This is a genomic window from Nostocoides veronense (assembly GCF_039531185.1).
Lineage (GTDB): Bacteria > Actinomycetota > Actinomycetes > Actinomycetales > Dermatophilaceae > Nostocoides_A > Nostocoides_A veronense.
Map to the genome: position 1 here is coordinate 14,358 of NZ_BAAAPO010000016.1, position 25,766 is coordinate 40,123.

Here is a 25,766-nt window from a genome sequence, read left to right on the forward strand (position 1 = left end):
CGATGAACTTTCAGGTGAGCCTGCCGCTCGACAGCGACGGTTTCCTGCGACGGGAGTGTCCGAACTGCGTGCAGGAGTTCAAGTGGCATCACGGCCCAGCCAATGAGGAGGCCGAGGCAGCCGACGAGCCTGCGGCCTACACCTGCCCGCTGTGCGGCCAGCCGGCGGGAACGGACTCGTGGTTTACGCAAGCTCAACTCGACTTCATTGAGCAGGCGTCCGGGCCGATGGTTGCGCAGGTCGTCGATGACGAACTCGACCGAGTGTTCCGCGGCTTGCCGTCCAAGCATGTGAAGGTTAAGCGCATCGGGCGGATGAACGTCGCTCCGCAGCCTGACCCGATGACTGAGCCAGACGACATGGTTATTGTCGCGTCGCCATGCCACGCCTACGAGCCGGTTAAGGTGCCGGAGGGCCATGCCGGATCTCTGTACTGCCTCGTCTGTGGGGCGGCCTTTGCGACGTGACGACCCCAATCTGCTGATCGCGACTGGCCGGTCCCGTACCCGGTGCGGGACCGTGCGACCTGCACGATCACGACCGGTGGTGCTGATTCAGCACCACCGGCGCGACCTGCGGAAACACCGTTCCGGCCCGGAGCCGGGACCGGTGCCGGGGAGTCCCTGGCACCGTCGAGGGTGCAGCCGACGCAGGGACACCGAGCAGGTCGTCACGGTGGTGGGGAGTCACCACCACCGCTGGTGCCGGTGCGTCACCGGCACCGTGGACTTTCGACGAGGTCGCCACCGGTCCCGCTGATTCGGCGGGACCGTCCGCCCCGACCGGAGTCAGGGAGGCGATGACATCGTGGGTGTCCACCCATCGAAGGTGCGCCTGGTCGGAGCCGATGTCAACCACCGAATCCGGCCCGTCATCGTCGACTCCGAACTGGTCGAAGACGGTGCGATCCAACCGAGGACAACCGGTGACAACCAGCGATGAAAATTCTTCCGGCGAGTCTCGCCATGCGAACTCCCGGCCGAGAGTGGCCATCGAAATCCCATCACGTACGGCGCGAGCAAGGCCGAGGTGACCCGAGACAACCGGTACAGTGGCGACATCGGCAGCCAGCCGATCTCCGTGTAGATCGAGTCAACCGGAGTTGACCAAAGACATTCCGAAGTAGCGGAAAACGGACCAGATCGTCCCGGAGGTCGCAGGTTCAAATCCTGCCCCCGCTACCAACGCGTCAGCGCCGAAGGGTCCGGATCTCCCACGAGATCCGGGCCCTTGACGTTTGCCCGGCGATCGATGGGGCGCTCGTACGTCGCTGTGAGGCACACGGTGCCGCCGGCCGCCATCCAGACCGAAACTCCCGGGAACAGATCGGGCCGCTACGGCAGACTTGTCGGGTGCTTCTGACCGTCACGACCACCCACCAGCCGGCGACCGACCTCGGCTACCTCCTGCACAAGCACCCCGACCGCGTGCAGGAGTTCACGCAGTCCTTTGGGACGGCGACGGTTTTCTACCCAGAAGCCAGCGGCGAGCGATGCACGGCCGCCCTAATGCTGGAGATCGACCCAATCAAGCTCGCTCGATCCCGTCGCAAGGACGCCCCGGACTTCAGCCTGGCTCAGTACGTCAACGACCGTTCCTATGCCGCCTCATCGCTGCTTGGCGTCGCGATGGCCGACGTGTTCTCCACCGCCCGCAGTGGGCGATGCGACGCCAAACAGTTCCTAGCCGACTCCGCGATTCCTGTGAAGACGTCGCGCTGGAGCGCAACAAGCAGCGGCGCGACCGTGACTTTGCCAACCATGTCGTCTCCCGTCAGCACCGCGACCTCAAACGATCACTCCGGTGACTCAACAAAGAGGGCTTTCGACGCGTCCACCTCCTGCGCGGCACCGACGAGATCGATGCTGTCGAACTCATCCGCAAGAAGCCGTGGAATGACCGCAAGGACATCCACGGGCCGTTCGACATCATAGGCGGCATCCACGGTTGCGCCTCCGAACTTCGCACACTGCTCGCCCGACTCGGTTGGGTGATTCATTACGACGACACCGCAGCGGTCGACGCCACTCACCCCGAGGGACGCCAGGCTGTCTTCGTCGGCGACCTCGTTGATCGCGGACCCGACACTCCCGCAGTCCTGCGATTGGTCATGGGCATGGTTGCCTCAGGGAACGCGCTGTGCGTCTCCGGCAACCCCGAGGCCAAGCTCGTGCGCGCGCTCAGGGGAGCAAAGGTGACGGTCTCCCACGGCTTGGCCGAGTCCCTTGAACAGATGGCCGCCGAGTCCGATGACTTCAACAAGCAAGCGCTGGTGTTCATGGACGGCCTCATCAGTCATTACGTCCTCGACGACGGCTTGCTGGTGGTCGCGCACGCCGGGCTCAAGGAGCCCGCCACGGACGATCCTCCGGCCGTGTTCGCTCGTTTGCGCTGTACGGCTCGGCAAGGCCCTGCTTCCCGCGTCCGCATTCGTGCCGGGGGAGTGGGCGACCTATGGTGTGCCCATGCCCCTGGACTACCCCATCCATGAGCGCACCCTGGGCAACGGGCTGCGTGTCGTCATCTCGCCGGACCACAGCATCCCGACGGTCACCGTCAACCTGTGGGTCAATGTGGGATCGCGACACGAGGTGGCCGGGCGCACCGGCTTCGCGCACCTCTTCGAGCACCTGATGTTTCAAGGCTCGCGCTCGGTCGCCAGCGGCGAGCACTTCTCGGCGCTCATGGCTCGCGGCGCCCGCCTCAATGCCACGACCTGGTTCGACCGCACCAACTACTTCGAGACGGTCCCGGTCGGGGTGCTCGACCTCGCCCTGTGGCTGGAGGCCGACCGCCACGGCTATCTCCTCGACGCGGTCAACCAGACCAACCTGGACAACCAACGCGATGTCGTCAAGGAAGAAAAGCGCCAGCGCTACGACAACGTGCCCTATGGCAATGCGATGCGCGACATCTACGCCACCATCTTCCCCGAGGGCCACCCCTACCATCACCCGACGATCGGCTCGATGGCCGATCTCGATGCGGCCAGCGTCGAGGACGTGCATGCCTTCTTCGCCACGCACTATCGCCCAGACAACACGGTCCTGACCCTCGTCGGCGATATCGACCCCGAGGACGGCTTCGCCCGTGTCGAGCGCTACTTCGGCCAGCTCCCGCGCACCGACGGCACGTCCCGTGCCAATCTGGGTCAACTACCTCCGCTGACCGAGCCAGCCCGCGAGGTGGTCATCGGCGAGGTGCCCAACAACCGGCTGCATTTCGCGTTCCGGCTGCCGGTCGAGGGCGACTCGGATTTCCTCGCCGCGGACCTCGCTCTCGAAGCCCTGGGGGGCCTATCCATGTCACGGCTGGTCCGCCGACTAGTGCGCTCCGAGCAGGTCGCCAACTCCGTCCAAGCCCACGCCATGGGTTTCGTCGACGGGGTGTCGTTGGGCCTGATCGTCGTCGATATCGCGACCGACGCGGATCCGGAGTATGTCGAGTCTGCCCTCCTCGAAGAGCTGACGGCCTTCTTGGACAGCGGCCCGACCCCAGAAGAGATGGAGGCGGCACTCGCGCAATCTGAGCGCGCCTGGCTGCAGGCTCTCGGCTCCCAAGAAGAGCGGGCCGACCTGATCAGCCACCATGCACTCCTGCATGGGCGGCCGGGCTATATCAATGACCTGCTCGACGACTTGTCCGCCGTGACCGCCGAGGATGTCACGCGCGTGGCCCGCACTTGGCTGAATCCCAGCGCCCGCGCCGTCGTCGCCTACCTGACGCTTGAGAATGTCGAGGCCGCCTGATGACCGTCATCGCACGCCCCGAGGTCACCCCCGCCGCCCGCTGGGCCTTCCCCCAGCCCACGACCAGCAGCCTGTCCAATGGGCTCACCGTCCATACCTTCGACCTGCCCGGGCAGTATGTCGTCGCCCTACGCCTGATCGTCCCCCTCTCGGTGCGCTCCGAGCCACGCGAGAGCGAAGGCGTCGCCTCCCTGATGACCCGTCTGCTCGACGAGGGCACGCTCGAGCATGACACCGAGGAGTTCACCGAACTCCTGGAGCGCAAGGGCGTGGCCTTCGGTGCCGGCCTGTCCGATGGCGGTCTGCATGTCGATGTCGACGCCCCCGCCTCGCGCCTCGCGGATGCTCTCGCCCTGATGGTCGCGGCGATTGCCCGCCCGAGTTTCCCGGCAGAGCAGGTGCGCCGGCTCGTCCGCACCCGCCTTGCCGAGATCGAGCAGGAGCGCGCCTCCGCCCCGCACCGGGCCGCCCGCGAACTCGCGGCGACCTTCTTCCATCCCGACGAGCGGGCCGCGCGACCGACCGCCGGGTCGGCGGAGACCGTCTCCGGTCTGACCCGCGAGGATGTCGAGTCCTTCCACGCGACCCATGTCGGCCCGGCCGGCGCCACCTTGATCGTCTCCGGCGACCTGAGCGGCATCGACCTCGACACGCTGCTCGCCGAGAGCTTCGGGTCTTGGACTCCTGGGCCGCGCGCGCTCCCGCCGGAGGCCGAGGTGCCCCGCCGTGCTGACGATGCGGTGCGCATTGTGCTCGTGGACCGGCCGGACTCGGTCCAGTCCGAGATCGTGGTCGCCGGGCCCGGACCCGACCGGCATGTGAAGCCCGCGTGGGCGCCATACCCCGTGCTCGGCTTCGTGATGGGGGGCTCGCCGAACGCCCGGGTCGATGCCGTGCTGCGCGAAGAGAAGGGCTACACCTACGGCATGCGCTCGGGCTTCCGCCCGCGGCGCGCCGGCGGGATGTTCGTCACAAGCGGCTCGGTGCGCACCGAAGTGACCGCCGATGCCTTGACGATCCTGCTCGAGATCCTTGCCTCCGGCGATGCGGGCTTCACGGCCAAGGAACTCGCCGATGGCGTTGACTTCATCGTCGACACGGCGCCGGGCCGCTTCGCGACAGCCGATGCCGTCGCCGAGGAGGCCGCGGCGAGCATCCTCGACGGGCTGCCCTTGGATTTCACGACGACCAATCTGGACCGTATGCGGACCCTCACCACCGCGGACCTCGAGGCTGCGTATGCCCGTTATGTGACAGGGGAGTGGACGATCGTGATCGTCGGCGATGCCTCGGCGTATGCGGACGCGATCCGTGCCCTGGGGCAGCGCGTCGACGTCGTCCCCAACTAGAAGCGAGGGATCAGCCCTGCGGGGTGAGGGCCCGAAGCACCTCATCGTGCAGCAACCCATTGGTGGCCACCGCATTGCCGCCGAACGGGCCGGGTGTGCCATCTAGGGACGTAAACCGGCCCCCCGCCTCAGTGACGATGGGCACCAGCGCCGCCATGTCATAGAGCGCGAGCTCCGGCTCGGCGGCGATATCCACCGCGCCCTCGGCGACCATCATGTAGGACCAGAAATCGCCGTACGCGCGGTCGCGCCAGCAGCGATCCATTAGCCGCAGGACCGGCGACAACCGGCCGGACGCTGACCAGGACGTGACGCTGGAGAGGGAGATTGAGGCATCGGCGATCGATCGCACGCCCGAGGTCTGGATGCGCTTAGCCGCAGTGATATTCCGCCCCGTCCAGGCGCCGGTCCCGGTCGCTGCCCACCAGCGCCGACCGAGGGCCGGGGCGGCGACGAGGCCAAGGACGGGCTGATCACCGTCCACCAAGGCAATCAAGGTGGCCCACACGGGCACACCGCGCACGAAATTGTGGGTGCCGTCGATGGGATCGATGACCCAGCGCCGCGGTCCGTGGCCGGTACCCGGGAACTCTTCGCCGACCACGGCATCGCGGGGCCGGGTGCGCTGCAACTGCCCGCGAAGCACCTCTTCGGCCGTGCGGTCGGCGTCAGAGACCAGGGAGAGGTCTGGCTTGGCCTCCACCCGGAGGTCTTCGGCCTTGAAGCGCGCCATCGTCACACGCTCGGCGGCGTCGGCGAGCACATGGGCCAGCCGCAGGTCGTCGTCATATCCGGGCATGAGCGAAGGCTACTGGCCGCCTGGCGGGCAGACCTCAGGAGTCACAACTTTCCCGTGCGTGCCGACTTTGGCGACCAAAAGCAACGAATGTGACCTGCGTCTCCATCACATTTGTGTTTCGGACGGGACCTGGTTGTCGCGTCGGGGCCCTGCGTCGACTTACATAGGACAGCGCAACGTAATGCGAAGCGCACGGCGCCGACCTCGATCGGGACCGGCGTCGGGACACCGCCACGACCAGGGGCGGCCAAACCAGTAGGAGGAAATCCATGCGGGGAACTACTCGCACCATTGCCGTCGCCGGTGTGTCGGCGTTCGCCATGCTCACGGCCGCCTGTAGCGGTTCCAGCACCGAGACGACCAGCACCACGAGCGGTAGCGGCAGCAACTCGAGCTCATCCAGCGAGGCTCCGGCCGCAGCGGGCGGCGAGATCGTCGTCCACGGGTGCACCCCCGAGAACCCGCTCATCGCGAGCAACACCAGCGAGACCTGCGGTGGCAACATCCTCGACACCATCACGGCCAAGCTCGTCCACTACAACTCCGAGACGGCCGAGCCGGAGATGGACATCGCCGAGGACATCAAGACCGACGACAACCAGAACTTCACCGTCACCCTGAAGGATTACAAGTTCTCCGACGGCACCCCCGTCACCTCCAAGAGCTTCGTCGACGCGTGGAACTACGCGGCATATGGCCCGAACGGCCAGGGTGGTTCCTACTTCTTCGGTCCGATCGAGGGCTTCGCTGACCTGCAGTGCACCGGCACCGACGAGAAGACCGCGTGCGAGGGCGAGGGCGCTCCGAAGGCCAAGGAACTTACCGGTCTGAAGGTTGTCGACGACAAGACCTTCACCATCAAGACCACCGAAAAGGTCTCCAACCTGCCGGTTCGCCTCGGCTACACCGCTTTCGCCCCCCAGCCGGACGCCTTCTTCAAGGACCCCGAGGCCTTCGGCAAGGCCCCCATCGGCGCTGGCCCGTTCAAGTTCGAGTCCTGGACCGAGGGCCAGAGCATTGTCGTGGTCAAGAACGCCGACTACTCCGGCGCCAACGCGGGCAAGCTGGACAAGATCACCTTCAAGATCTACCAGGACACCGACGCGGCCTACAACGACCTGCTCGCCGGCCAGATCGACGTCCTGGACGCCATCCCCGTCTCGGCCCTCATCGACGACAAGTACAAGACCGACCTCGGCGAGCGCAACGCGCAGCGCGAGACCGGCGTCATCCAGTACATCGGCATGAACCCCAAGGCCGACCCGTCGCTCGCCAAGCCGGAGATCCGTAAGGCCATCTCCATGGCGATCGACCGCGACACCATCAACAAGGCCATCTTCAACAACACGCGCGTCCCCGCCACCGGCTGGGTCTCTCCCGTTGTTGACGGCTACCAGAAGGATGTCTGCGGCGAGGCCTGCGTCTACGACGCAGCCAAGGCCAAGGCCGCCCTCGACGCGGCCGGCGGCTACTCCGGCAAGCTGACGCTGACCTACAACGGCGATGGCGACCACAAGGCGTGGACCGAGGCGACCTGCAACAGCATCAAGGACGCCCTCGGCATCGACTGCACCGCCACCCCGACCGTGGACTTCAAGACCTTCCTCACCGGCCTCGGCAAGGGCGAGATCAAGGGTCTGTTCCGCATGGGCTGGCAGATGGACTACCCGTCGATCGAGAACTTCCTCGCCCCGATCTACACCGCGGGTGCCGACAGCAACTACTTCAACTACAACAACCCGGAGTTCGAGAAGTTGCTGAAGGAAGCTGCTGGCGCTGACGGGCTCGACGCCGCCAACGCGAAGTACCAGGAGGCGGAGAAGGTCATCGCGGCCGACATGCCGACCATCCCGATGTACTACGGCAAGGCGACCATGGGTTACTCCGAGAAGATCGGCACCTTCGCCATCACCCCGTTCGGTGTCCCGGACTTCTCCGCCATCACCGTCAAGTGATGTAACGATCGCTTCGGCGATCTAGAGGCGAATGCCTACAACGCGTCGGCCTGCCGGTGGTTCACCACCGGCAGGCCGACCGGCCGTTTCGGGGCCTGGTCAGTGGCCTCGATTCGCCGATCACAAGTCAGCGCGCACCATTCCACGAGCCGGATCGGCGGTATAGGATCCAAGGTGCGCAGGCGCACGGGAGCACCCGGGCGTTCCCGAACCGGCCGACGATCTCGGCCCCGATGTTCCCCAAGGAGGTGGCATGGGCAAGTACATCGTGCGGCGTTTGCTGCAGATGATTCCCGTCATCATCGGGACAACATTCCTGATCTTCTACATGGTCTTCGCCATGCCCGGAGACCCCACCGCGGGCAAGTGCGGCGAACGCCCCTGCTCAGCGGCCTACATCCAGAAGTACCGTGCCGAGCACAACCTCGACGACCCACTGCCCATCCAATATGGCAAGTACGTCGCCAAGCTCGCGCAGGGCGACCTGGGGACCAATCAGTATGGCGTCAAGGTCAAGGACGACCTGCAGAAGCGCTACCTGGTGACGGGCAAGCTTGCGCTGATGGCGATTGCCGTCGAGGTCGTCGTCGGGATCCTGGCCGGCATTCTGGCCGGCATCCGCAAGGGCAAGTTCGTCGACAACCTCGTCCTGGTCTCGACGCTCTTCGTCATCTCCATCCCGGTCTTCGTCATCGGTGCTCTCGCGCAGTACTTCATCGGCGTGCGGACCGGGCTCTTCCCGGTCACCGTCTCATCTAAGGCGACCTTCTATGAACTGACGATGCCGGCTCTGGTGCTCGGGTCGCTGTCCATCGCGTATGTCGCCCGCCTGACCCGCACCAACCTCGTGGAGAACCTGCGAGCCGACTATGTCCGCACGGCCATTGCCAAGGGCCTGTCCAGACGCCGCGCCGTTGGGCTGCACGCCCTGCGCAATTCGATGATCCCGGTCATCACCTTCGTCGGCTTCGACTTCGGCGCGCTGCTCGGCGGCGCCATCGTCACCGAGCGCATCTTCAATATCCAAGGCGTCGGCGGCTACATCTTCCGGGGCATCCAGATGCGCGACGGCGTGGCGGTCGTCGGCGCCGTGACGGCGCTGGTCATCATCTATCTCTTCGTCAACCTGCTCGTCGACATCCTGTACGGCGTGCTCGACCCGAGGATCAGCCATGAGTGAAAGCGCAGTCCAAGTCGAAGGCGCCGAAGCCCAGGCCGCTGGTGGTGATGTCGGCGACGCACGCTCTCTTGGCGCCGACGCCTGGCGCTCGTTGCGCAAGAGCCCCTTCTTTTGGGTCTCCGCCGTCCTGATCCTGATCTTCCTCTTGATGGCGATCTGGCCCAGCCTGTTCACCAGCACCGATCCGACGAAGGCCGTGCTCAAGGAGGCCCGTTCGCGGCCGAGTGACGCTGCGTGGTTCGGCCGGGACATCCAGGGCTACGACATTTACGCCCGAGTCATCTACGGCGCGCGCGCCTCGATCCTCGTCGGTGTGCTCACCACCGTCTTCACCGTCTTGCTCGGGGGGGCGATCGGCACCCTGGCCGCATATGCCGGCGGTTGGGTCGACTCACTCGTCTCCCGCATCACCGACATCTTCTTCGCGATCCCGCTGCTGCTCGGCGCCATTCTCTTCATGGCGGCGTTGAGCGGGACGATGACCGGATATTTCGGCGTCATCTTCAAGGTGGTTATGGCCCTGACCCTGCTCGGCTGGCCGTCCTTGGCGCGACTGATGCGCTCCAGCGTGCTGCAGGTGCTGCCGAATGATTATGTCCAGGCCGCGCGTGCCCTTGGCGCGAGCCCCTGGCGGATCATCCGCAGCCACATCATCCCCAACGCGATGGGCCCAATGATCGTGGTTTCGACCATCAACCTGGGTGCCTATATTGCGGCGGAAGCGACGCTCTCCTTCCTCGGCATCGGTCTGACCCCACCGGTCATCTCCTGGGGCGTCTCGATCAACGATGCCATCGTCGGGCTGCGGACGACGCCGCACATGTTGCTCTTCCCCAGTCTCTTCCTGAGCATCACCGTGCTCGCCTTCATCATGTTGGGCGACGCCATCCGTGACGCCTTCGACCCCAAGAGCCGATAGGGAGTTCCGTGTCGACGACTACATCGGCCGCACCGCAAACCCGCAGCGGTGACGGCAAGATCACCTACACCCCGGTGGACGGCCGGCTCCTCGACGTCGAGGATCTGCACGTCGAGTTCCACACTGAAGATGGCGTGGCCAAGGCCATCAATGGCGTCAGCTTCCACCTTGACCAGGGCGAGTCCTTGGCCATCCTCGGCGAGTCCGGGTCGGGCAAGTCCGTGACCGCTCAGGCCATCATGGGCATCCTCGATATGCCGCCCGCCAAGATCCCCGAGGGCGCAATTAAGTACTGCGGCCTCGACTTGCTGACGATGCCCGACGACCAGCGCCGCTGGGTGCGTGGGGCTGAGATCGCGATGATCTTCCAGGACGCCCTGTCCTCCCTGAATCCGGTCTTCCCAGTCGGCTGGCAGATCGCCGAGATGTTCCGTCAGCACCGTGGGATGAACAAGTCCGATTCGCTGGCACAGGCCGTGCGGCTGATGGAGCGTGTCTCCATCCCGGCGGCAAAGGATCGGGTCAAGGCCTATCCCCACCAGTTCTCCGGTGGTATGCGCCAGCGCATCATGATCGCCATGGCGATCGCCCTCGACCCGGCAGTGCTCATCGCCGACGAGCCGACGACGGCGCTCGATGTGACCGTTCAGGCCCAGATCATGGCCCTGCTGCAGGAGTTGCAGCAGGAACGGCAGATGGGCCTGATCCTGATCACCCACGACCTCGGCGTGGTCGCCGATGTCGCGGACCGGATTGCGGTGATGTATGCCGGCCGGCTGGTCGAGACGGCCAACGTCTACGACCTTTACGCCAAGCCGGCCCACCCCTACACCCGGGGCTTGCTGGAATCGATCCCGCGCCTGGACCAGAAGGGCCAGACCCTGGCGGCGATCGGTGGCCTGCCACCGAACCTGCTGCGGATTCCACCAGGTTGCGCCTTCAACCCGCGCTGCCGGATGGCGCAAGACATCTGCCGCACCGACCGACCGGAATTGCGCGAGGTCGCCCCCGGCCGCAAGTCCGCCTGCCACTTCGCCGAGGAGGTGCTCGATGCCTGAGGTCATCCTCCAAGCCCGGGACCTGGTCAAGCACTACCCCATCCGCCGGGGCATTCTGCGGACCGTCCAAGGGCACGTGAAGGCGGTCGATGGCGTCAATTTCGACCTGCACAAGGGCGAGACCCTCGGCGTGGTCGGCGAGTCCGGATGTGGCAAGTCCACGCTCGGCCGTCTCCTGGTCCGCCTCGAAGCGCCGACCTCCGGGACGGTGGAATTCGAGGGCGCGGACATGGCCAATGCCTCCGGCAAGGAGTTGCGGGCGCTGCGCCGCAACATCCAGATCGTCTTCCAGGACCCCTACACCTCGCTCAACCCTCGCATGACGGTCGGCGACATCATCGGTGAGCCGTTCGAGATCCACCCGGAGGTGGTGCCCAAGGGTGGGCGTCGCAAGCGCGTCCAGGAGTTGCTCGACCTGGTGGGTTTGAACCCGGAGCACATCAACCGCTACCCACACCAGTTCTCCGGCGGCCAGCGTCAGCGCATTGGCATCGCGCGCGGCATCGCGCTCGATCCGAAGGTCTTGATCTGTGACGAGCCGGTCTCCGCGCTCGATGTCTCGGTGCAGGCGCAGGTCGTCAACCTGATGGAGAAGCTGCAAACCGAGCTCGGTCTCGCCTATGTCTTCATCGCCCACGACCTGTCGGTGGTGCGGCATATCTCCGACCGGGTTTCGGTGATGTACCTCGGCAAGATGGCCGAACTCGGGCACGAGGAAGAGGTCTACGAGCGGCCGACGCATCCCTATACCCAGGCTCTGCTGTCGGCTGTCCCCGTCCCCGATCCCACGCTGCGCGGCAAGCGGCAGCACATCGTTCTGCAGGGCGATGTGCCGTCACCGGCCAATCCGCCGAGTGGCTGCCGCTTCCACACCCGGTGCTGGAAAGCCCGGGAGAAGTGCAAGACCGATGTGCCGGAATTGATCCTGCGCCCTGACGGGGTCGGTGAGCACTTCTCGGCCTGTCACTTCGCCGAGCCGCAAGTGATCGTGCCGACCACCGATGTCAGCGATGTCGAACCCGACGAGCGTTTCGCCGAGGTCGATCACCGCGACCCCGCGACCATCGCGGAAGCGGAGGGCACCCTCCAGGACGCCGACGGACTGCGCCCGGAGACGACGACAGAAGCCCAGGCCAACCTCTTCGCGCCGATTCAGGATGACGAGGGCCATCCCGGGAGAGTGCCGGACGAGCGCCGCGACGTCTGAGCGATAGATCGGGAAACGGGCCGGTTCGAGGACACCCCTCGGGCCGGCCCGTCGGCATACTGGCGGGTCGTCGGGGGGCAGGGTCAGTCGCCGGACTGGGCACCACGGGCGCGCAGCAAGCGGCGCAGGCTGTCCAGGCGGGCCGCGCCAGCGGGTCCGGCCTGGCCAGAGGCAACCCACTCGTCCAGGCCGCACTCGGGTTCGTCATGCGTGCAGCCACGCGGACATTCGGCCGTCCCCGGCTCCAGGTCGGGGAAATGGTGAATGATCCGGTCCAGATCGACATGGGCCAGCCCGAAGGATCGGATGCCGGGGGTGTCGATGACCCAGCCGCCGACCGGCAACTGGAGGGCGACCGCCGAGGTGGAGGTATGCCGCCCGCGCCCCGTCACATCATTGACAGCCCCGGTGGCCCGGCCGGCATCCGGGACCAGCGCGTTGACGAGGGTGGACTTGCCCACGCCCGAGTGCCCGACGAGCACCGACACGCGCCCCGCGAGATGGTCGCGGACGGCGTCCAGGCCGGCCCACTCGCCCGCAGCGGAGGAGGTCACGACATAGGGCACCTCGAGCGGCGCATAGTTGGCCAGGAAGGGCGCCGGGTCGGTGAGGTCGGCTTTGGTCAGCACGAGCAGCGGGTCGAGGTCGGCGTCATACGCAGCGACCAGGCAGCGATCGATCAGCCGCGGCCGCGGCTCGGGATTGGCCAGCGCGGAGACGACCACCAATTGGTCGACATTGGCGACGATGGCGCGCTCGATCGGGTCGGTGTCGTCGGCGGTGCGGCGCAAAATGCTGGCCCGGGGCTCGACGCGCACGATGCGCGCCAGGCTGCCGGGCGCGCCGGAGGCGTCACCCACCAGCGCCACCTGGTCGCCGACCACGATGCCTTTGCGGCCCAACTCCCGCGCCTTCATCGCCAAGACGATGCGATCCGGAGGGCCTTCGACCAAGGTCGTATAGCGGCCCCGGTCCACCCCCGTCACCCGGGCGATCGTCGCATCGGCGTGCGCCGGCCGGTCCTTGCTGCGCGGCCGGGACCCGCGCCGACCGGGCCGGACGCGGATATCATCCTCGTCATACTCCCGGCGGCTCACGCGGGGGCCTGGCTCTGCCCGAGCATGCCATCCCACAGGTCCACGAAGGTGGGCAAAGTCTTGGCGACGGTCGCCACATTCTCGACGTGGATCCCCGGCACGACCAGTCCCAGCAGGGCGGCGGCCATCACCATCCGGTGGTCGGCATAGGTGTGGAAGGTGCCGCCGTGCAGCGGCCGAGGGCGGATTCGCAGGCCGTCCTCCGTTTCCCTGACGTCGCCACCGAGCGCATTGAGTTCGGTAGCGAGGGCTGCCAGGCGGTCCGTCTCGTGGCCCCGGATATGGGCGACGCCGCGGATCACGCTCGGGCGCTCGGCGAGCGCGCACAGGGCCGCGATGACGGGGGTCAGCTCGCTGCTGTCATGCAGGTCGATGTCGAGGCCGTGGATGCCGCCGCCCCCGCCGGTAATCGTCAGGCCATCGCGATCCAGCACGATATCGGCGCCCATGCGGTCGAGGATGTCGCGCAGCGCGTCGCCGCCTTGGGTGGTGTACTGCGGCCAGCCGGGGATGCGCACTCGACCGCCGGTGACCAGGGCGGCCGCGAGGAATTGCGCGGCATTCGACAAGTCGGGCTCGACGACGACATCGAGAGAGTTGATTTCGCTCGGCTCGACGTGCCAGGTGTGTGGTGTCGTGTCGTCCACCATGGCGCCAGCGTCGCGCAGCGTCTCCATCGTCATCTCGATGTGGGGCAGGCTCGGCACGGACTTCCCGTCGTGGTGCACCGTCAGCCCGTGCTCGAAGCGCGGCCCGGACAGCAACAGTCCCGAGACGAATTGCGAGGACGCCGAGGCGTCCAAGGTCACTGCTCCGCCACGGACCGCGCCGCGCCCGCGCACGGTGAAGGGCAGGCTGCCACGGCCCTCGTCGTGGATCTCGACGCCCAGCGCACGGAGCGCCTCGAGAATCACGGACATCGGCCGCGCGGCGGCGTGCGCGTCGCCGATGAAGGCCACCGGTCCAGCCGCCAAGGCCGCCACCGGCGGCACGAAACGCATCACATTGCCCGCGAGACCGCAATCCACGGTGCCGCCGCCCCGCAGGGTATGCGGAGTGACGATCCAGTCGGCGGGCTGATCGGGGGCCCCGCCGACCTCGCACCCGAGCTCCCGCAGGGCTTGCGCCATGAGCAGGGTGTCCCGCGATCGCAGGGGGGAGCGCAACCGGGAACTCTCCTGCGCGTGCGCGGAGAGCACCAGATATCGATTGGTCAGCGATTTGCTGCCCGGAAGGGTGACGACGGCCTGGACGGGGCCGGTGGCCAGGGGCGCCGCCCACAGACCGTCCGGCCCGGGCGGCGACGGATCAGCTGAAGGCATCGGTTGCCGTGGCGAGCTTCAGGCGCGCTTCCCGCTTGGCGGTGCGGGCGGCATACCGCGCGTCCTTAGCCACCGAGGACCGAGTTCGCGAGGCGGCATCGCCGGCCATCCGGGCGCGATAGGCCAGGCCGGGCTTGCCCTCGGTGTCGACGGCCGCGAGCAAGACGCCGCCGAGGATGCTGAGATTCTTCAAGAATTGGATGCGGTTCTGGGCCCGCGTCGCCGGGTCGGTGTCCTGCCAGAACGGGTGTCCGGCATAGGTCGTCGGCACCAGCGAACCCGCCAGCACGGAGGCGGCCAATCGCGGGAAGCGACCCGTCGCGAGCAAGGCGCCACCCGCAACCATCGCTGCGCCATTGGCGCGCACGAGCAGTTCGGTGTCATCGGGTAGGCCCAGCGGGCCGGCGAGCGCCTTGACGACGGGTTCGGCCTTCGGAGTCAGCCGGCCAGGGTGGCGCAGGGCGTCCAGGCCTCCCACGAGGAACATTGAGGCGAGCAAGGGACGAGCAACACGGCGCACGAGAGTCATGGAACCTTCTAGGGTCGGGTGCAGTTGTCTACTCCTACCGTAGACGCCGCACCGCCCCGCGCGGAGCGAAGCTCGCCCCCGAGAAATGGAGCCGCCGCATGTGCGGGAGGTATGCCGCCAGCGCGGACCTGGCCGAATTGGTCGAGGTCTTTGATGTCGAGGCGGATCGGCACGACGAGGCCACCGCGTCCATTCTGGTCAACCCGCAGTCGCCGCCGGCGGGCACGCCGGACTGGAATATGGCGCCCACCAAGCAGGCGCCGGTCATCCTCACCCGGGCCATGGGTCAGGAGCCGGTGCGCCAGCTGCGCTTGCTCACCTGGGGCCTAGTTCCGAGTTGGTCCAAGGACGTCAAGGGCGGCGCCCGGATGATCAATGCGCGCGCCGAGACCATCGGGGAGAAGCCGGCCTATGCCCGCGCCCTTGCTGCCCGTCGGGCCCTGGTCCCGGCGCAGGGCTGGTACGAATGGCAGGTCTCGCCCTCGGCGACCGACGCCAAGGGCAAGCCACGCAAGCAGCCCTTCTTCATCCACCGCGGGGATGGCGCCCTGGTGGCCATGGCGGGGATCTATGAGTTCTGGCGCGATCGCGCCGTGGCCGATCCCGACGATCCGTCGGCCTGGGTGGTCTCCTTCGCGGTGATCACGACGGCCGCCGAGCCCGGGCTGGACCGGATCCATGACCGCCAACCCCTCGTGTTGGAGAAGCAGGATTGGCAGCGCTGGCTCGATCCCGCGCTGACCGACCCGGAGGGGGTGTCCGACCTGCTGGAGTATGCCGATCCGGGGCGCTTCGCGGCATACCCCGTGAGCCGGGCGGTCAGTTCCAATCAGGCCAATGGCCCGCACTTGCTCGACCCGGCACCAGAGTCGGATTTGGTCGGCGTCGTCGACCCGAGCACGGGGGAGATCATCGGCTAAGGCTCGCGCTTAGCGAGGCCAGTCACCCGCCAAGAGCGACTGGGCGATCTCGGTGTCAATGACGAGGGATTTCAGCAGGCCGCCGCGCAACGCACCCCGCACCGCCTGGGCCTTGTTGCGGCCGCGCGCGATGCCGATCACCTCCGGAACGGCCCGCAGCCGATCGCCGGTCAAGGTGACCATCCGATCCGTCAGATGGGTCGGCACCGGTGCACCATCGGCTCCGTAATAGATGCCCATGACCTCCCCGACGACACCGGCCGAGACCGCCTCCGCGCGATCCTCGGGGCCGATCGTGTCGTAGACGGTCGACTGCCCAGGCGCCCACGCGCCGATGCCGGCCACGGCGATCGTCACCCGGTCGGCAGCCGCGAGGGCGGAGGCGACTGATGGCTGGCGGCGCATGACGGTGGCCGAGGTGGCATCGTCGAGGATGAGCGGGGCATAGAACAAATGCGCCTCGCCGCCGGCGATGCGGGCGATACGTCCGACGATGTCGACCGGACTGGTGGTTTCGTCCGGCACGACGACCGAGCCGCTCAATTGCACAATCGGGATCCGTGGGAAGGCGGTGATCGAGCGGATCATGTCGGAGACCGAGCGCGCCCAGGGCAGCCCGAGCACATCCTTATCGGTCACCACTTCGCACAGCAGTTCTGCGGCCGTGCGACCTAGGTCCTCGCGCGCCACCGCGTCGGCGCCGTGACCGAGCACGACCGTGCAGTGATGGAGCTCCCAGGCTTCCCGAACCTCTTCGGAGAGTTGGAGATCCACGATCTGGTCGCTCGCGATCTCGATGCGCACGATGCCGAGTTCATGGGCCAGGTCAAGCAGCCGGGCGACCTTGAACCGACTGATCCCTAGGGCGCCGGCGATATCGACTTTCGACTCCCCGGCGAGGTAGTGCCGGCGCGCGACCGCGGCGGCGAGCACCCTCGCGGAGGGTCCCAGGGCCTCGGTCACGTTCTGATCCCATCTAGTGGTGTCGTCCTTGACAAGTGTGACAGGGACCACTTTACTCATATGTGCGCGGGGTGCGCTCAAATGAGCACACGGGTTCCGGCGTTCCACTCAACGAGGAGAGAGACGCAATGGCTGGTAGGAAGTTCTGGGCACTGACGGGCGCGACATCGCTCGTGGCGGCCGGGCTCGCGGGTTGTTCCGGCGCCGGTGGGGGCGGCGGCGGCAACACCGGTGGCAGCGGCGGTAGTGGTGGTTCCGTCAACGTCTTGATGGTCAACAACCCGCAGATGGAAGACCTGCGCAAGCTCACCGAGGCCAACTTCACCAAGGCGACGGGCATCAAAGTCAACTACACCGTTCTTCCGGAGAATGACGTCCGCGCCAAGATCAGCCAGGAGTTCTCCTCACAGGCTGGGCAGTATGACGTGGCCTCCCTCTCCAACTTCGAGATCCCGATCTACGCCAAGAACGGCTGGGTCGCGGACCTCACCGAGAAGGCCAATGGCGACTCCGCCTTCAACCAGTCAGACATCATGAAGTCGATGACGACCTCGCTCTCGGTCGACGGGAAGATCTATGGCGAGCCGTTCTATGGCGAGTCGTCGTTCTTGATGTACCGCAAGGACATCTTCGACGCCAAGGGCCTAACGATGCCCGACAACCCGACCTGGGCCGAGGTCGCCGACCTCGCCGCCAAGGCGGACGGCGCGGAGTCCGGTATGAAGGGCATCTGCCTGCGCGGTATGCCGGGCTGGGGCCAGATCTTCGCCCCGCTGACCACCGTCGTCAACACCTTCGGCGGCACCTGGTTCAACGAAGACTGGACCCCCGGCGTCAACGCCCCGGAGTTCAAGGAGGCCGTCAACTTCTATGTCGACCTCGTCAAGGCGCACGGCGAGGCCGGTGCCCCGCAGGCGGGCTTCACCGAGTGCCTCAACAACATGACTCAGGGCAAGGTCGCGATGTGGTACGACGCCACCTCGGCCGCCGGCTCGCTCGAGGCCGCCAACTCCCCGATCAAGGGCAAGGTCGGCTACGCCGCCGCACCGGTCAACAAGACCAAGAGCTCGGGCTGGCTCTACACCTGGGCCTGGGCGGTCCAGAAGGCTTCCAAGAACCAGGACAACGCCTGGAAGTTCATCTCCTGGGCCTCCAGCAAGGAGTATGAAGAGCTGGTCGGCAAGGAACTCGGCTGGGCCAAGATCCCGTCCGGCAAGCGCGCCTCGACCTACTCCAATGCCGACTACCTGAAGGAAGCCGGCGCCTTCGCGGAGAAGGAAAAGGCCGCCATCGAGTCGGCTGACCCGCTGAACCCGGGTGCGCAGCCGCGCCCGGCGATGGGCATCCAGTTCGTCGGCATCCCCGAGTTCCCGAAGCTCGGCACGGACGTGAGCCAGTTGGTCAGCAGCGCGATCGCGGGCCAGACCACCGTTGACGCGGCGCTCGACCAAGGCCAGAAGCTGGCCGAGGAAGTCGCCAAGAAGTACCAGAACAAGTAAGCCCATGACCACGACCCCCACCAAGGGGGCCGGGGTCGCCACGAAGAAGCCGGCACGTCTTGCGCGCTCAGGAGACTGGGCGCGCAGGATGCCGCTTCTTCCGGCATTGATCTTGGTCTTCTTCGTCACGCAGTTGCCGTTCGTCTTCACGATCGGTGCCTCGTTCATGAATTGGAATGCCTACTACCCGGATGAGCGCGGCTTCGGAGGCATTGCCAACTACAAGACGGTCCTGACGGACCCGTCGGCTCGCAAGGCGATCTGGGTGACCGTGCTGCTCACGGCCGCTGTCGTCTTGATCTCCCTTTTCCTCGGCCTGCTCATCGCCTTGCTGCTGGACCGGAAGTTCTTCGGCCAGGGCATCGTGCGCACGATGATGATCACGCCCTTCCTCATCGTCCCGGTCGCGGCCGCCTTGCTGTGGAAGCACGCCCTCTACAACCCCGAATATGGCTTGTTCAACGGCCTCTTGACCAAGATCTTCGGCGAGGACGCACCGCAGCCGGACTGGATCAGCGATCACCCCATGTGGTCGATCATCTTCGCCATCGTCTGGCAGTGGACACCCTTCATGATGCTCATCCTGCTGGCCGGATTGCAGTCTCGGCCGATGGATGTCGTGGAGGCGGCGCGCATTGACGGGGCCAGCCCCTGGCAGATCTTCACCAATATGACGCTGCCGCACCTGCGGCCGTATATGGAGCTGTCCGGGTTGCTCGGCACGATCTATGTCGTGCAGAACTTCGACCATGTCTTCACGATCACCGGCGGTGGTCTCGGCACAGCGAACCTGCCCTATTACATCTACCAAACCTTCTACACAGGGCAGGACTACGGTCTGGCCTCGGCCGCTGGCGTCGTCGTCGTCATCTTGACGATCTTCGTGGCCACCGTGGCCCTGCGGACCGTCTTCAGCATCTTCCGGGAGGAGCAGCGATGAGTGGCAAAACCCTCTCGACCGGACAGGTGGAGAATGTTCACAAGCAGCCGCGCTCCGGCGTGATCTTGTCGATCACCGCCTGGGTCGTCGGTCTGATGTTCGTCTCGCCGGTGCTGTGGATGATCCTGACCAGCTTCCACAGTGAGCCCGATGCGGCGACCAACCCGCCGTCCTTCGGCGCACCGCTAACGCTGGAGGGCTATCGCTCCTTCTTCGAGTCCGGCCCATGGCCCTCGCTAATCAACTCGGTGATGGCCAGTGTCGTCTCGACCCTGTTAGTGCTGGTGCTGGCCTTCCCGGCGGCCTACGCCCTCTCGATTCGGCCGGTGCGCAAGTGGAGCGATGTGCTCTTCTTCTTGCTGTCGACGAAGTTCCTGCCCATCGTGGCCGGCCTGCTGCCGATCTACCTCTTCGCGAAGAAGGTCGGCATGCTGGACAACATCTGGCTGCTCATCGTGTTCTACACGGTGATGAACCTGCCGATCGCGATCTGGATGTTGCGCAGCTTCCTCGCCGAGGTCCCGAGCGAAATGCTCGAGGCCGCGGAAGTTGATGGCGCCGGGTTGATCCTGACCCTGCGCAAGGTGGTCGCTCCGGTCGTCATGCCCGGCTTGGCCTCCGCCGCGCTGATCTGCTTCATCTTCAGCTGGAACGAATTGCTCTTCGCCCGCGTGCTCACCGGCACGGTCTCGCAGACGGCGCCTGTCTATCTGACCGGTTTCGTCACCAGCCAAGGCTTGTTCTTGGCCAAGGTGTGTGCGGCTTCGTTGGTGGTCTCGCTGCCGGTGCTTGTTGCCGGATTCGCGGCGCAGGACAAGCTGGTCCAGGGTCTGTCGATGGGTGCGGTGCGCTGATATGTCGGCGACCCCCCTCTCGAACGCCACTCTCGGGAGCCTGGCTCCCGAGGTGGCCGTCCCGGCATACGACCGCTCCGGCCTGACTCCCGGCATCGTCCACTTCGGGGTCGGCGGCTTCCATCGAGCCCATCAGGCGATGTACCTCGACGCCTTGATGAACGCTGGGGCGGCGCACGACTGGGGCATCGTCGGGGTGGGCACCATGCCCGGCGATGTCCGGATGCGCGATGCGATGAAAGCCCAGGACTGCTTGTTCACGTTGGTGGTCAAGCACCCGGACGGTTCGCGCGACGCTCGTGTCATCGGCGGCATGGTCGACTATTTGTTCGCGCCGGATGACCCGCACGCGGTGCTGGATCGGCTCGCCGATCCAGCAACCCGGATCGTCTCGCTGACGGTGACCGAGGGCGGCTATCACGTCAACCAGGTCACGGGTGAGTTCGATGCATCCGGCGCCGACTTGCAGGCCGACCTGGCCGGTGAGGGTGGTCCGCGCAGTGTCTTCGGCTTCATCACCGAGGCTGCTCGGATACGCCGCGATGCGGGTACCGCGCCGTTCACCGTCATGTCCTGCGACAACTTGCCCGGTAATGGCCATATCGCCCAGAAGATGATTACGGCCTTTGCCGAACTCAAGGACCCCGAGCTCGCGGCATACATCCGCGAGCAGGTCGCCTTCCCCAACTGCATGGTCGATCGGATCACGCCGGTCACCGCGCAGGCCGATATCGACGATCTCGCCGAACGATTCGGGATCGCCGATCAATGGCCGGTGGTCTGCGAGCCGTTCACTCAGTGGGTTCTCGAGGACAACTTCGGCGCCGGGCGACCGGCGTTCGAGGAGGTCGGCGTCCAGATCGTCCCGGATGTCGTGCCGTACGAGCTGATGAAGCTGCGCCTGCTCAACGCCTCCCACCAGGCGTTGTGCTATCTCGGCTATCTCAGCGGCTATCGCTATGCGCACGAGGTCTGCCAGGACCCGCTCTTCGTGAAGTTCCTCCTCGGCTACATGGAGAACGAGGGCAGCCCGACACTTCCCGAAGTGCCGGGGGTCGATCTGGACGCCTACCGTCATCAGCTCATCGAGCGCTTCGCGAATCCGGAGGTGCGCGACACCCTCGCGCGGCTCTGCGCGGAGAGTTCGGACCGGATCCCGAAGTGGCTGGTGCCCGTGATCGGCATCAACCTTGTGCGCGGGGGAGCGATCGAGCGATCTGCGCTGATCGTCGCCTCCTGGGCTAAGTATGCCGAGGGCACCGACGAGCAGGGTGAGCCCATCGAGGTCGTCGACCGCTTTAAGGACACGGTGATGGCCGCGGCCGCCGCCCAGTCCGAGGACGACCTCGCCTTCTTGCGCAATCGCGACTTCTTCGGCGACCTCGCCGAGGATGAGCGCTTCACCACGCCCTATCGGCGGTTCCTCGCGAGCCTGCACGAGAAGGGTGCCCGGGCAACCCTCGAAGACCTCGAGAACGCCTGAGCGACGCACGACGCCACCGCTCTTCCCGCCAGCCGGCGGTGGCGGCCCACGGACCGGGGTCCCTCGTGTGAGGGGCTCCGGTTCCGGCGTGTCCTTAGGATGGCCGAAAGACTGAAGCCAACGGAGGCGTATATGTCCCGCACCCTGGTCGCCGGGGTCGACAGCTCGACCCAGTCCTGCAAGATCGTCGTCTGCGATGCGGCGACGGGCGAGGTCGTCCGCACCGCCCGAGCGCCGCATCCGGACGGCACGGAGGTTGATCCCAGCGCGTGGTGGACGGCCTGGGAGCAGGCGTGCGCCGGAGACATCTTGGACGGTGTCGCGGCACTTGCGGTCGGCGGCCAGCAGCACGGCATGGTCACCCTGGACAGCGCGGACCAGATCATCCGGCCGGCCCTGCTCTGGAATGACACGCGGTCCGCGTCGAGCGCGGCCGACTTGGTTGAGGAGTTTGGGGGAGCGGGGGCGTGGGCCGAGCAGATCGGCGTGGTCCCTGTCGCGGCCATCACCGTTTCGAAGGTGCGTTGGCTGGCCCGCAACGAGCCCGAGAACCTGGATCGACTGCATACGTGTGTGCTGCCGCATGACTGGCTAACCGGCCGGATACTCCAGGCCCGCGGGGGCTTCGAGGCCTGGACCACCGATCGTGGCGACGCTTCCGGCACCGGATACTGGTCGGCCCACACCAATAGCTATCGCGAGGACGTCATGGCCCTCGCGGCCGGGCGCAGCTTCGGCGTGCCAACCGTCCTGGAGCCGAATGCCATTGCCGGGCAGACCGATTCGGGCATGCTTGTGGCGCCGGGGACGGGCGACAATATGGGAGCCGCCCTGGGCCTGGGACTGCAACCCGGCGACGTGGTGTGCTCGCTGGGGACGAGCGGGACCGTCTTCGTCCGCGCCGCCGACCCCATCGCGGACGAGTCGGGAGCCATCGCCTCCTTCGCCGATGCGGCAGGCGGCTATCTGCCCTTGATGTGCACCTTGAATGCCGCGCGCGTGCTCAATGCCGGCGCCGCGATGCTCGGGGTGGACTTCGACGGGCTCGACCGGTTGGCGCTGGCGGCTGAGCCAGGAGCCGGCGGACTGACCCTGTTGCCCTATCTCGACGGCGAGCGCACTCCGAACTTGCCCGCAGCGACTGGCTCCTTGCACGGGATGACCCGGGCGAATGCCACGCCGGAGAATCTGGCCCGAGCCATCGTCGAGGGCATGCTGCTCAATGTCGCGGCGGGTGTTGATGCCCTGCGCGCTCATGGCGTGCACATCGGGCGCGTGCTGATCATCGGCGGTGCCGCCGCATCCCGCGCCGTCCGGCAGATCGCGCCGCTGCTGATGGGGGCTCCGGTCGAGATCCCCGCGCCCGGGGAGTATGTCGGGCTGGGCGCGGCCCGGCAAGCGGCCTGGGCTCTGGCCGGGCCAGGCGCCGACCTGCCCGACTGGCCGGTCGAGATCACCTGCCGAACCGAGGCCGGCGATGCGGACCGGTCTGCCGAGATCGCTGCGCGCTATCGCGAGGTGTTGCGCAGGACGCACGGGATCGGTTGAGTCCGATGGCCGAGCGGGTTGAGCTGCCCACCCCGCAGGGGCCGGGTCGGGCGCATTTCTACACCGGCTCGGCGCCGGAGCGAGCCAGCGTCGTCCTCAGCCACGGGGCCGGGGGCGGCATCGGCGCCAGCGACCTGATGCTGCTCGCCAAAAGACTTCCGGCACACGGCTATCGCGTGATCCTCATCGAGCAGCCGTGGAAGGTAGCCGGGCGCAAGGTCGCGGGACGGCCACCCACGCTCGATGCCGCCTGGGTGCCGATGCTCGCCGAACTGGCGTTGCCGGGGCCGGTCGTCGTGGGCGGACGCAGCGCGGGCGCCCGGGTGGCGTGCCGCACGGCATACACCGTGGGCGCGAGCGGGGTGCTCGCCCTGTCCTTCCCCCTGCATCCGCCGGGAAAGCCCGAGGCTTCGCGGGCGGCGGAGCTGCGGGCACCGGGGGAGCACGGCATACCCGTGCGGGTCATCCAAGGGGCGAGGGATCCGTTCGGGACGCCAGCGGAAGTGCGGGCCGAACTCGCTGACCCCGCCTGGGTGGCCGAGGCGGCCGGCACGCACTCCTTCGGCAAGACACCGACGGATGTTCTCGACGCGGCGCTTGCCTACCTGCCCGAGTTGATCGGCTAGGCGGACCTCAGAGGGCGCCGCCCGCAGCCGGCGGGGCGCTCGGGTCTGCGCCGCCGTCCCCCACGGCCTCGCGAGCCAGGTGGTCCTCGATCTGGAACCAGTCATCGCCCGCGCGAGTGGCGATCGTCAGCAGCGTGTTCATCGAGGAGACCTCCTCGACCTGCTCCTTGAGGAACCACAGCATGAACTGCTCCCCGAGCACATCGCCGGCCTCGCGCGCGGCGCGGAAAATCGCCTCGACCTGGCTGGTGACCTGCTTCTCCTGCACCAGCGCGAGTTCGATGGGCTCGCGCGGGGAGGAGAAGTCATTGAGCACCTCGCCGACACCGGGGATGCTGACCTGCAGGTCACGGTCCAGGAGGTACTGGATGAACATCATCGCGTGATTGCGCTCCTCAACGCTCTGGGCGTAAAAGTGCGCCGCCAGGCGCGGCAGATCATGGTTGTCGAACCACACGGCGAGAGCGATGTACTGCTGGCTCGCGGTGAACTCGTTGCGGACTTGCTCGGTGAGGAGTTCTTCGAAGGTCGTCGCGGCTGCAGTCGTCATACGCCCAAGCCTAATCGGCGGGCACGGGGGGTCCGGCCCCTCTGCCGTAGGCTTGCTCCTTGTGGCTACGGACTTCTCCACCGAGATCAGGGACCTTCGCACGACCATGACGTCGGTGCGCGAGGTGACGGATCTCGATGCCCTCGCGGCCAAGATCAGCGACCTCGAAGCCAAGGCGGGCGCGCCAGACCTGTGGGACGACCCGGACAGCGCGCAGCAGGTAACTTCGGCGCTCTCGCGCGCGATCGCCGAGCGCGATCGGATTGTCGAACTTGACGGGCGCATTGATGAGCTCGAGGTGCTCGTCGAACTCGGCCAGGAGGAGAACGACGAGGCGACCCTCGCCGAAGCCGAGCGGGACCTCGCGGCGATCCGCGGCTCGGTCGGTGAGTTGGAGGTTCGGACGCTGCTGTCGGGGGAGTATGACGAGCGGGCTGCCGTCGTGACGATTCGTTCCGGCGCGGGTGGCGTCGATGCCGCGGACTTCGCGGAGATGCTGCTGCGAATGTACCTGCGCTGGGCGGAGCGCCACGGCCACCCGACCAAGGTCATGGACACGTCGTATGCGGAGGAGGCCGGCCTAAAGTCGGCCACCTTCGAGGTGTCCGCGCCCTACGCCTACGGCAATCTCTCCGTCGAGGGCGGCACCCACCGGCTGGTGCGGATCAGCCCCTTCGACAACCAGGGCCGACGCCAGACCTCCTTCGCCGCCGTCGAGGTCATCCCGCTGATCGAGAGCACCGATCACATCGAGATCCCCGAGAACGAGATCAAGGTCGATGTCTTCCGTTCCTCGGGCCCGGGCGGCCAGAGCGTCAACACCACCGACTCCGCCGTGCGGATGACCCATATCCCGACCGGGATCGTTGTGTCGATGCAGGACGAGAAGTCGCAGATCCAAAACCGCGCCGCCGCGCTGCGGGTCTTGCAGTCCCGCCTGCTGTTGCTGCGCAAGGCCGAGGAGGCGGCGACCAAGAAGGAACTGGCCGGCGACATCAAGGCCAGTTGGGGTGACCAGATGCGCTCCTATGTCCTGCAGCCCTATCAGATGGTCAAGGACCTGCGCACCGGCTACGAAGTCGGCAACCCCCAGTCGGTCTTCGACGGTGACATCGACGGATTCATCGAGGCCGGCATCCGCTGGCGGCGCTCGGGCGAGCCCGCCCTGGGCGAGTAACACCGCACATATACACGCAATCGGCGCATTGACACCCGCTGC

General features: G+C 66.7%; 24 protein-coding genes. 18 read left to right on the plus strand and 6 right to left on the minus strand.

The genetic code is table 11. The annotated features are described in order from the left end of the window. Window positions 1-2 precede the first annotated feature (2 nt). The 5 genes from ABD225_RS04860 (at window position 3) to ABD225_RS04880 (ending at window position 5,098) form a co-directional block, all read left to right on the plus strand. Window positions 3-467, plus strand: a complete 465-nt coding sequence (locus ABD225_RS04860; protein WP_344082045.1) for a hypothetical protein — start codon at window positions 3-5, stop codon at window positions 465-467. A gap of 885 nt (window positions 468-1,352) precedes the next feature. Then, window positions 1,353-1,934: a hypothetical protein gene (locus tag ABD225_RS04865; protein ID WP_344082047.1), complete on the plus strand. Its 582-nt coding sequence runs from the start codon at window positions 1,353-1,355 to the stop codon at window positions 1,932-1,934. 35 nt (window positions 1,935-1,969) lie between these two features. Further along, complete coding sequence (locus ABD225_RS04870; protein ID WP_344082368.1) at window positions 1,970-2,491, plus strand: metallophosphoesterase family protein; 522 nt, start codon at window positions 1,970-1,972, stop codon at window positions 2,489-2,491. Further along, entirely contained in the window at window positions 2,466-3,749 is a 1,284-nt protein-coding gene (locus ABD225_RS04875; RefSeq protein WP_344082048.1) for a M16 family metallopeptidase, read from the plus strand. The genes ABD225_RS04870 and ABD225_RS04875 overlap by 26 nt, the downstream gene beginning before the upstream one ends. Continuing rightward, on the plus strand, window positions 3,749-5,098 hold the full coding sequence (locus ABD225_RS04880; RefSeq protein ID WP_344082050.1) for a M16 family metallopeptidase: 1,350 nt from the start codon (window positions 3,749-3,751) through the stop codon (window positions 5,096-5,098). Before ABD225_RS04875 ends, ABD225_RS04880 begins: the two co-directional genes overlap by 1 nt. Before the next feature lie 10 nt (window positions 5,099-5,108). Here ABD225_RS04880 and hisN read toward each other — a convergent pair whose 3' ends face one another. Beyond that, window positions 5,109-5,897 carry a histidinol-phosphatase gene (gene hisN, locus ABD225_RS04885; protein ID WP_344082052.1) on the minus strand — a complete coding sequence of 263 codons (789 nt, stop codon included), beginning with the start codon at window positions 5,895-5,897 and terminating at the stop codon, window positions 5,109-5,111. Between the two features lie 269 nt (window positions 5,898-6,166). Between hisN and ABD225_RS04890 the strand changes: the two genes are divergently transcribed. The 5 genes from ABD225_RS04890 to ABD225_RS04910 all read left to right on the plus strand — a co-directional run bounded on the left by ABD225_RS04890 (window position 6,167) and on the right by ABD225_RS04910 (window position 12,216). Continuing rightward, window positions 6,167-7,852 (plus strand): peptide ABC transporter substrate-binding protein, encoded by a 1,686-nt coding sequence (locus tag ABD225_RS04890; protein ID WP_344082054.1) that lies wholly within the window; start codon window positions 6,167-6,169, stop codon window positions 7,850-7,852. Window positions 7,853-8,105: 253 nt separating this feature from the next. Then, complete coding sequence (locus ABD225_RS04895) at window positions 8,106-9,032, plus strand: ABC transporter permease (RefSeq protein WP_344082056.1); 927 nt, start codon at window positions 8,106-8,108, stop codon at window positions 9,030-9,032. Further along, the gene (locus ABD225_RS04900; RefSeq protein ID WP_344082058.1) at window positions 9,025-9,951 is read left to right on the plus strand and encodes an ABC transporter permease; all 927 of its coding nucleotides are present in this window, start codon (window positions 9,025-9,027) and stop codon (window positions 9,949-9,951) included. Before ABD225_RS04895 ends, ABD225_RS04900 begins: the two co-directional genes overlap by 8 nt. A gap of 8 nt (window positions 9,952-9,959) precedes the next feature. Next, window positions 9,960-11,009 carry an ABC transporter ATP-binding protein gene (locus ABD225_RS04905; protein ID WP_344082060.1) on the plus strand — a complete coding sequence of 350 codons (1,050 nt, stop codon included), beginning with the start codon at window positions 9,960-9,962 and terminating at the stop codon, window positions 11,007-11,009. After that, complete coding sequence (locus ABD225_RS04910; RefSeq protein WP_344082062.1) at window positions 11,002-12,216, plus strand: ABC transporter ATP-binding protein; 1,215 nt, start codon at window positions 11,002-11,004, stop codon at window positions 12,214-12,216. Before ABD225_RS04905 ends, ABD225_RS04910 begins: the two co-directional genes overlap by 8 nt. A gap of 83 nt (window positions 12,217-12,299) precedes the next feature. On the opposite strand, the gene rsgA is transcribed toward ABD225_RS04910, so the two are convergent. Genes rsgA through ABD225_RS04925 form a run of 3 tightly spaced genes read right to left on the minus strand, consistent with a single transcriptional unit; the run spans window position 12,300 to window position 15,164 of the window. Beyond that, a complete protein-coding gene (gene rsgA, locus ABD225_RS04915; RefSeq protein WP_344082064.1) occupies window positions 12,300-13,313 on the minus strand; it encodes a ribosome small subunit-dependent GTPase A in 1,014 nt (337 codons plus the stop codon). Continuing rightward, complete coding sequence (gene aroA / locus ABD225_RS04920) at window positions 13,310-14,635, minus strand: 3-phosphoshikimate 1-carboxyvinyltransferase (RefSeq protein WP_344082066.1); 1,326 nt, start codon at window positions 14,633-14,635, stop codon at window positions 13,310-13,312. The genes rsgA and aroA overlap by 4 nt, the downstream gene beginning before the upstream one ends. After that, window positions 14,622-15,164, minus strand: a complete 543-nt coding sequence (locus tag ABD225_RS04925) for a DoxX family protein (protein ID WP_344082068.1) — start codon at window positions 15,162-15,164, stop codon at window positions 14,622-14,624. The genes aroA and ABD225_RS04925 overlap by 14 nt, the downstream gene beginning before the upstream one ends. Window positions 15,165-15,262: 98 nt before the next feature. On the opposite strand from ABD225_RS04925, the gene ABD225_RS04930 reads away from it, so the two are divergent. Continuing rightward, a complete protein-coding gene (locus ABD225_RS04930) occupies window positions 15,263-16,084 on the plus strand; it encodes an SOS response-associated peptidase (RefSeq protein WP_344082070.1) in 822 nt (273 codons plus the stop codon). A gap of 9 nt (window positions 16,085-16,093) precedes the next feature. Here ABD225_RS04930 and ABD225_RS04935 read toward each other — a convergent pair whose 3' ends face one another. Next, on the minus strand, window positions 16,094-17,047 hold the full coding sequence (locus ABD225_RS04935; protein WP_344082072.1) for a sugar-binding transcriptional regulator: 954 nt from the start codon (window positions 17,045-17,047) through the stop codon (window positions 16,094-16,096). Between the two features lie 128 nt (window positions 17,048-17,175). Here ABD225_RS04935 and ABD225_RS04940 point away from each other — a divergent pair, with 128 nt between their 5' ends. The 6 genes from ABD225_RS04940 to ABD225_RS04965 all read left to right on the plus strand — a co-directional run bounded on the left by ABD225_RS04940 (window position 17,176) and on the right by ABD225_RS04965 (window position 23,997). Continuing rightward, on the plus strand, window positions 17,176-18,546 hold the full coding sequence (locus ABD225_RS04940) for an ABC transporter substrate-binding protein (RefSeq protein WP_344082074.1): 1,371 nt from the start codon (window positions 17,176-17,178) through the stop codon (window positions 18,544-18,546). Window positions 18,547-18,550: 4 nt separating this feature from the next. Further along, window positions 18,551-19,486, plus strand: a complete 936-nt coding sequence (locus tag ABD225_RS04945) for a carbohydrate ABC transporter permease (protein WP_344082076.1) — start codon at window positions 18,551-18,553, stop codon at window positions 19,484-19,486. Next, window positions 19,483-20,340, plus strand: a complete 858-nt coding sequence (locus ABD225_RS04950; protein ID WP_344082078.1) for a carbohydrate ABC transporter permease — start codon at window positions 19,483-19,485, stop codon at window positions 20,338-20,340. The genes ABD225_RS04945 and ABD225_RS04950 overlap by 4 nt, the downstream gene beginning before the upstream one ends. A 1-nt stretch (window position 20,341) precedes the next feature. Beyond that, window positions 20,342-21,823: a mannitol dehydrogenase family protein gene (locus ABD225_RS04955; RefSeq protein WP_344082080.1), complete on the plus strand. Its 1,482-nt coding sequence runs from the start codon at window positions 20,342-20,344 to the stop codon at window positions 21,821-21,823. Window positions 21,824-21,955: 132 nt separating this feature from the next. Further along, a complete protein-coding gene (gene xylB, locus ABD225_RS04960; RefSeq protein WP_344082082.1) occupies window positions 21,956-23,371 on the plus strand; it encodes a xylulokinase in 1,416 nt (471 codons plus the stop codon). Window positions 23,372-23,376: 5 nt separating this feature from the next. Next, window positions 23,377-23,997, plus strand: a complete 621-nt coding sequence (locus ABD225_RS04965) for an alpha/beta hydrolase family protein (RefSeq protein ID WP_344082084.1) — start codon at window positions 23,377-23,379, stop codon at window positions 23,995-23,997. 7 nt (window positions 23,998-24,004) lie between these two features. On the opposite strand, the gene ABD225_RS04970 is transcribed toward ABD225_RS04965, so the two are convergent. Beyond that, window positions 24,005-24,547: a ferritin gene (locus tag ABD225_RS04970; RefSeq protein WP_344082086.1), complete on the minus strand. Its 543-nt coding sequence runs from the start codon at window positions 24,545-24,547 to the stop codon at window positions 24,005-24,007. Window positions 24,548-24,608: 61 nt separating this feature from the next. Between ABD225_RS04970 and prfB the strand changes: the two genes are divergently transcribed. Continuing rightward, complete coding sequence (gene prfB / locus ABD225_RS04975) at window positions 24,609-25,724, plus strand: peptide chain release factor 2 (protein WP_344082088.1); 1,116 nt, start codon at window positions 24,609-24,611, stop codon at window positions 25,722-25,724. Window positions 25,725-25,766: the final 42 nt, after the last annotated feature.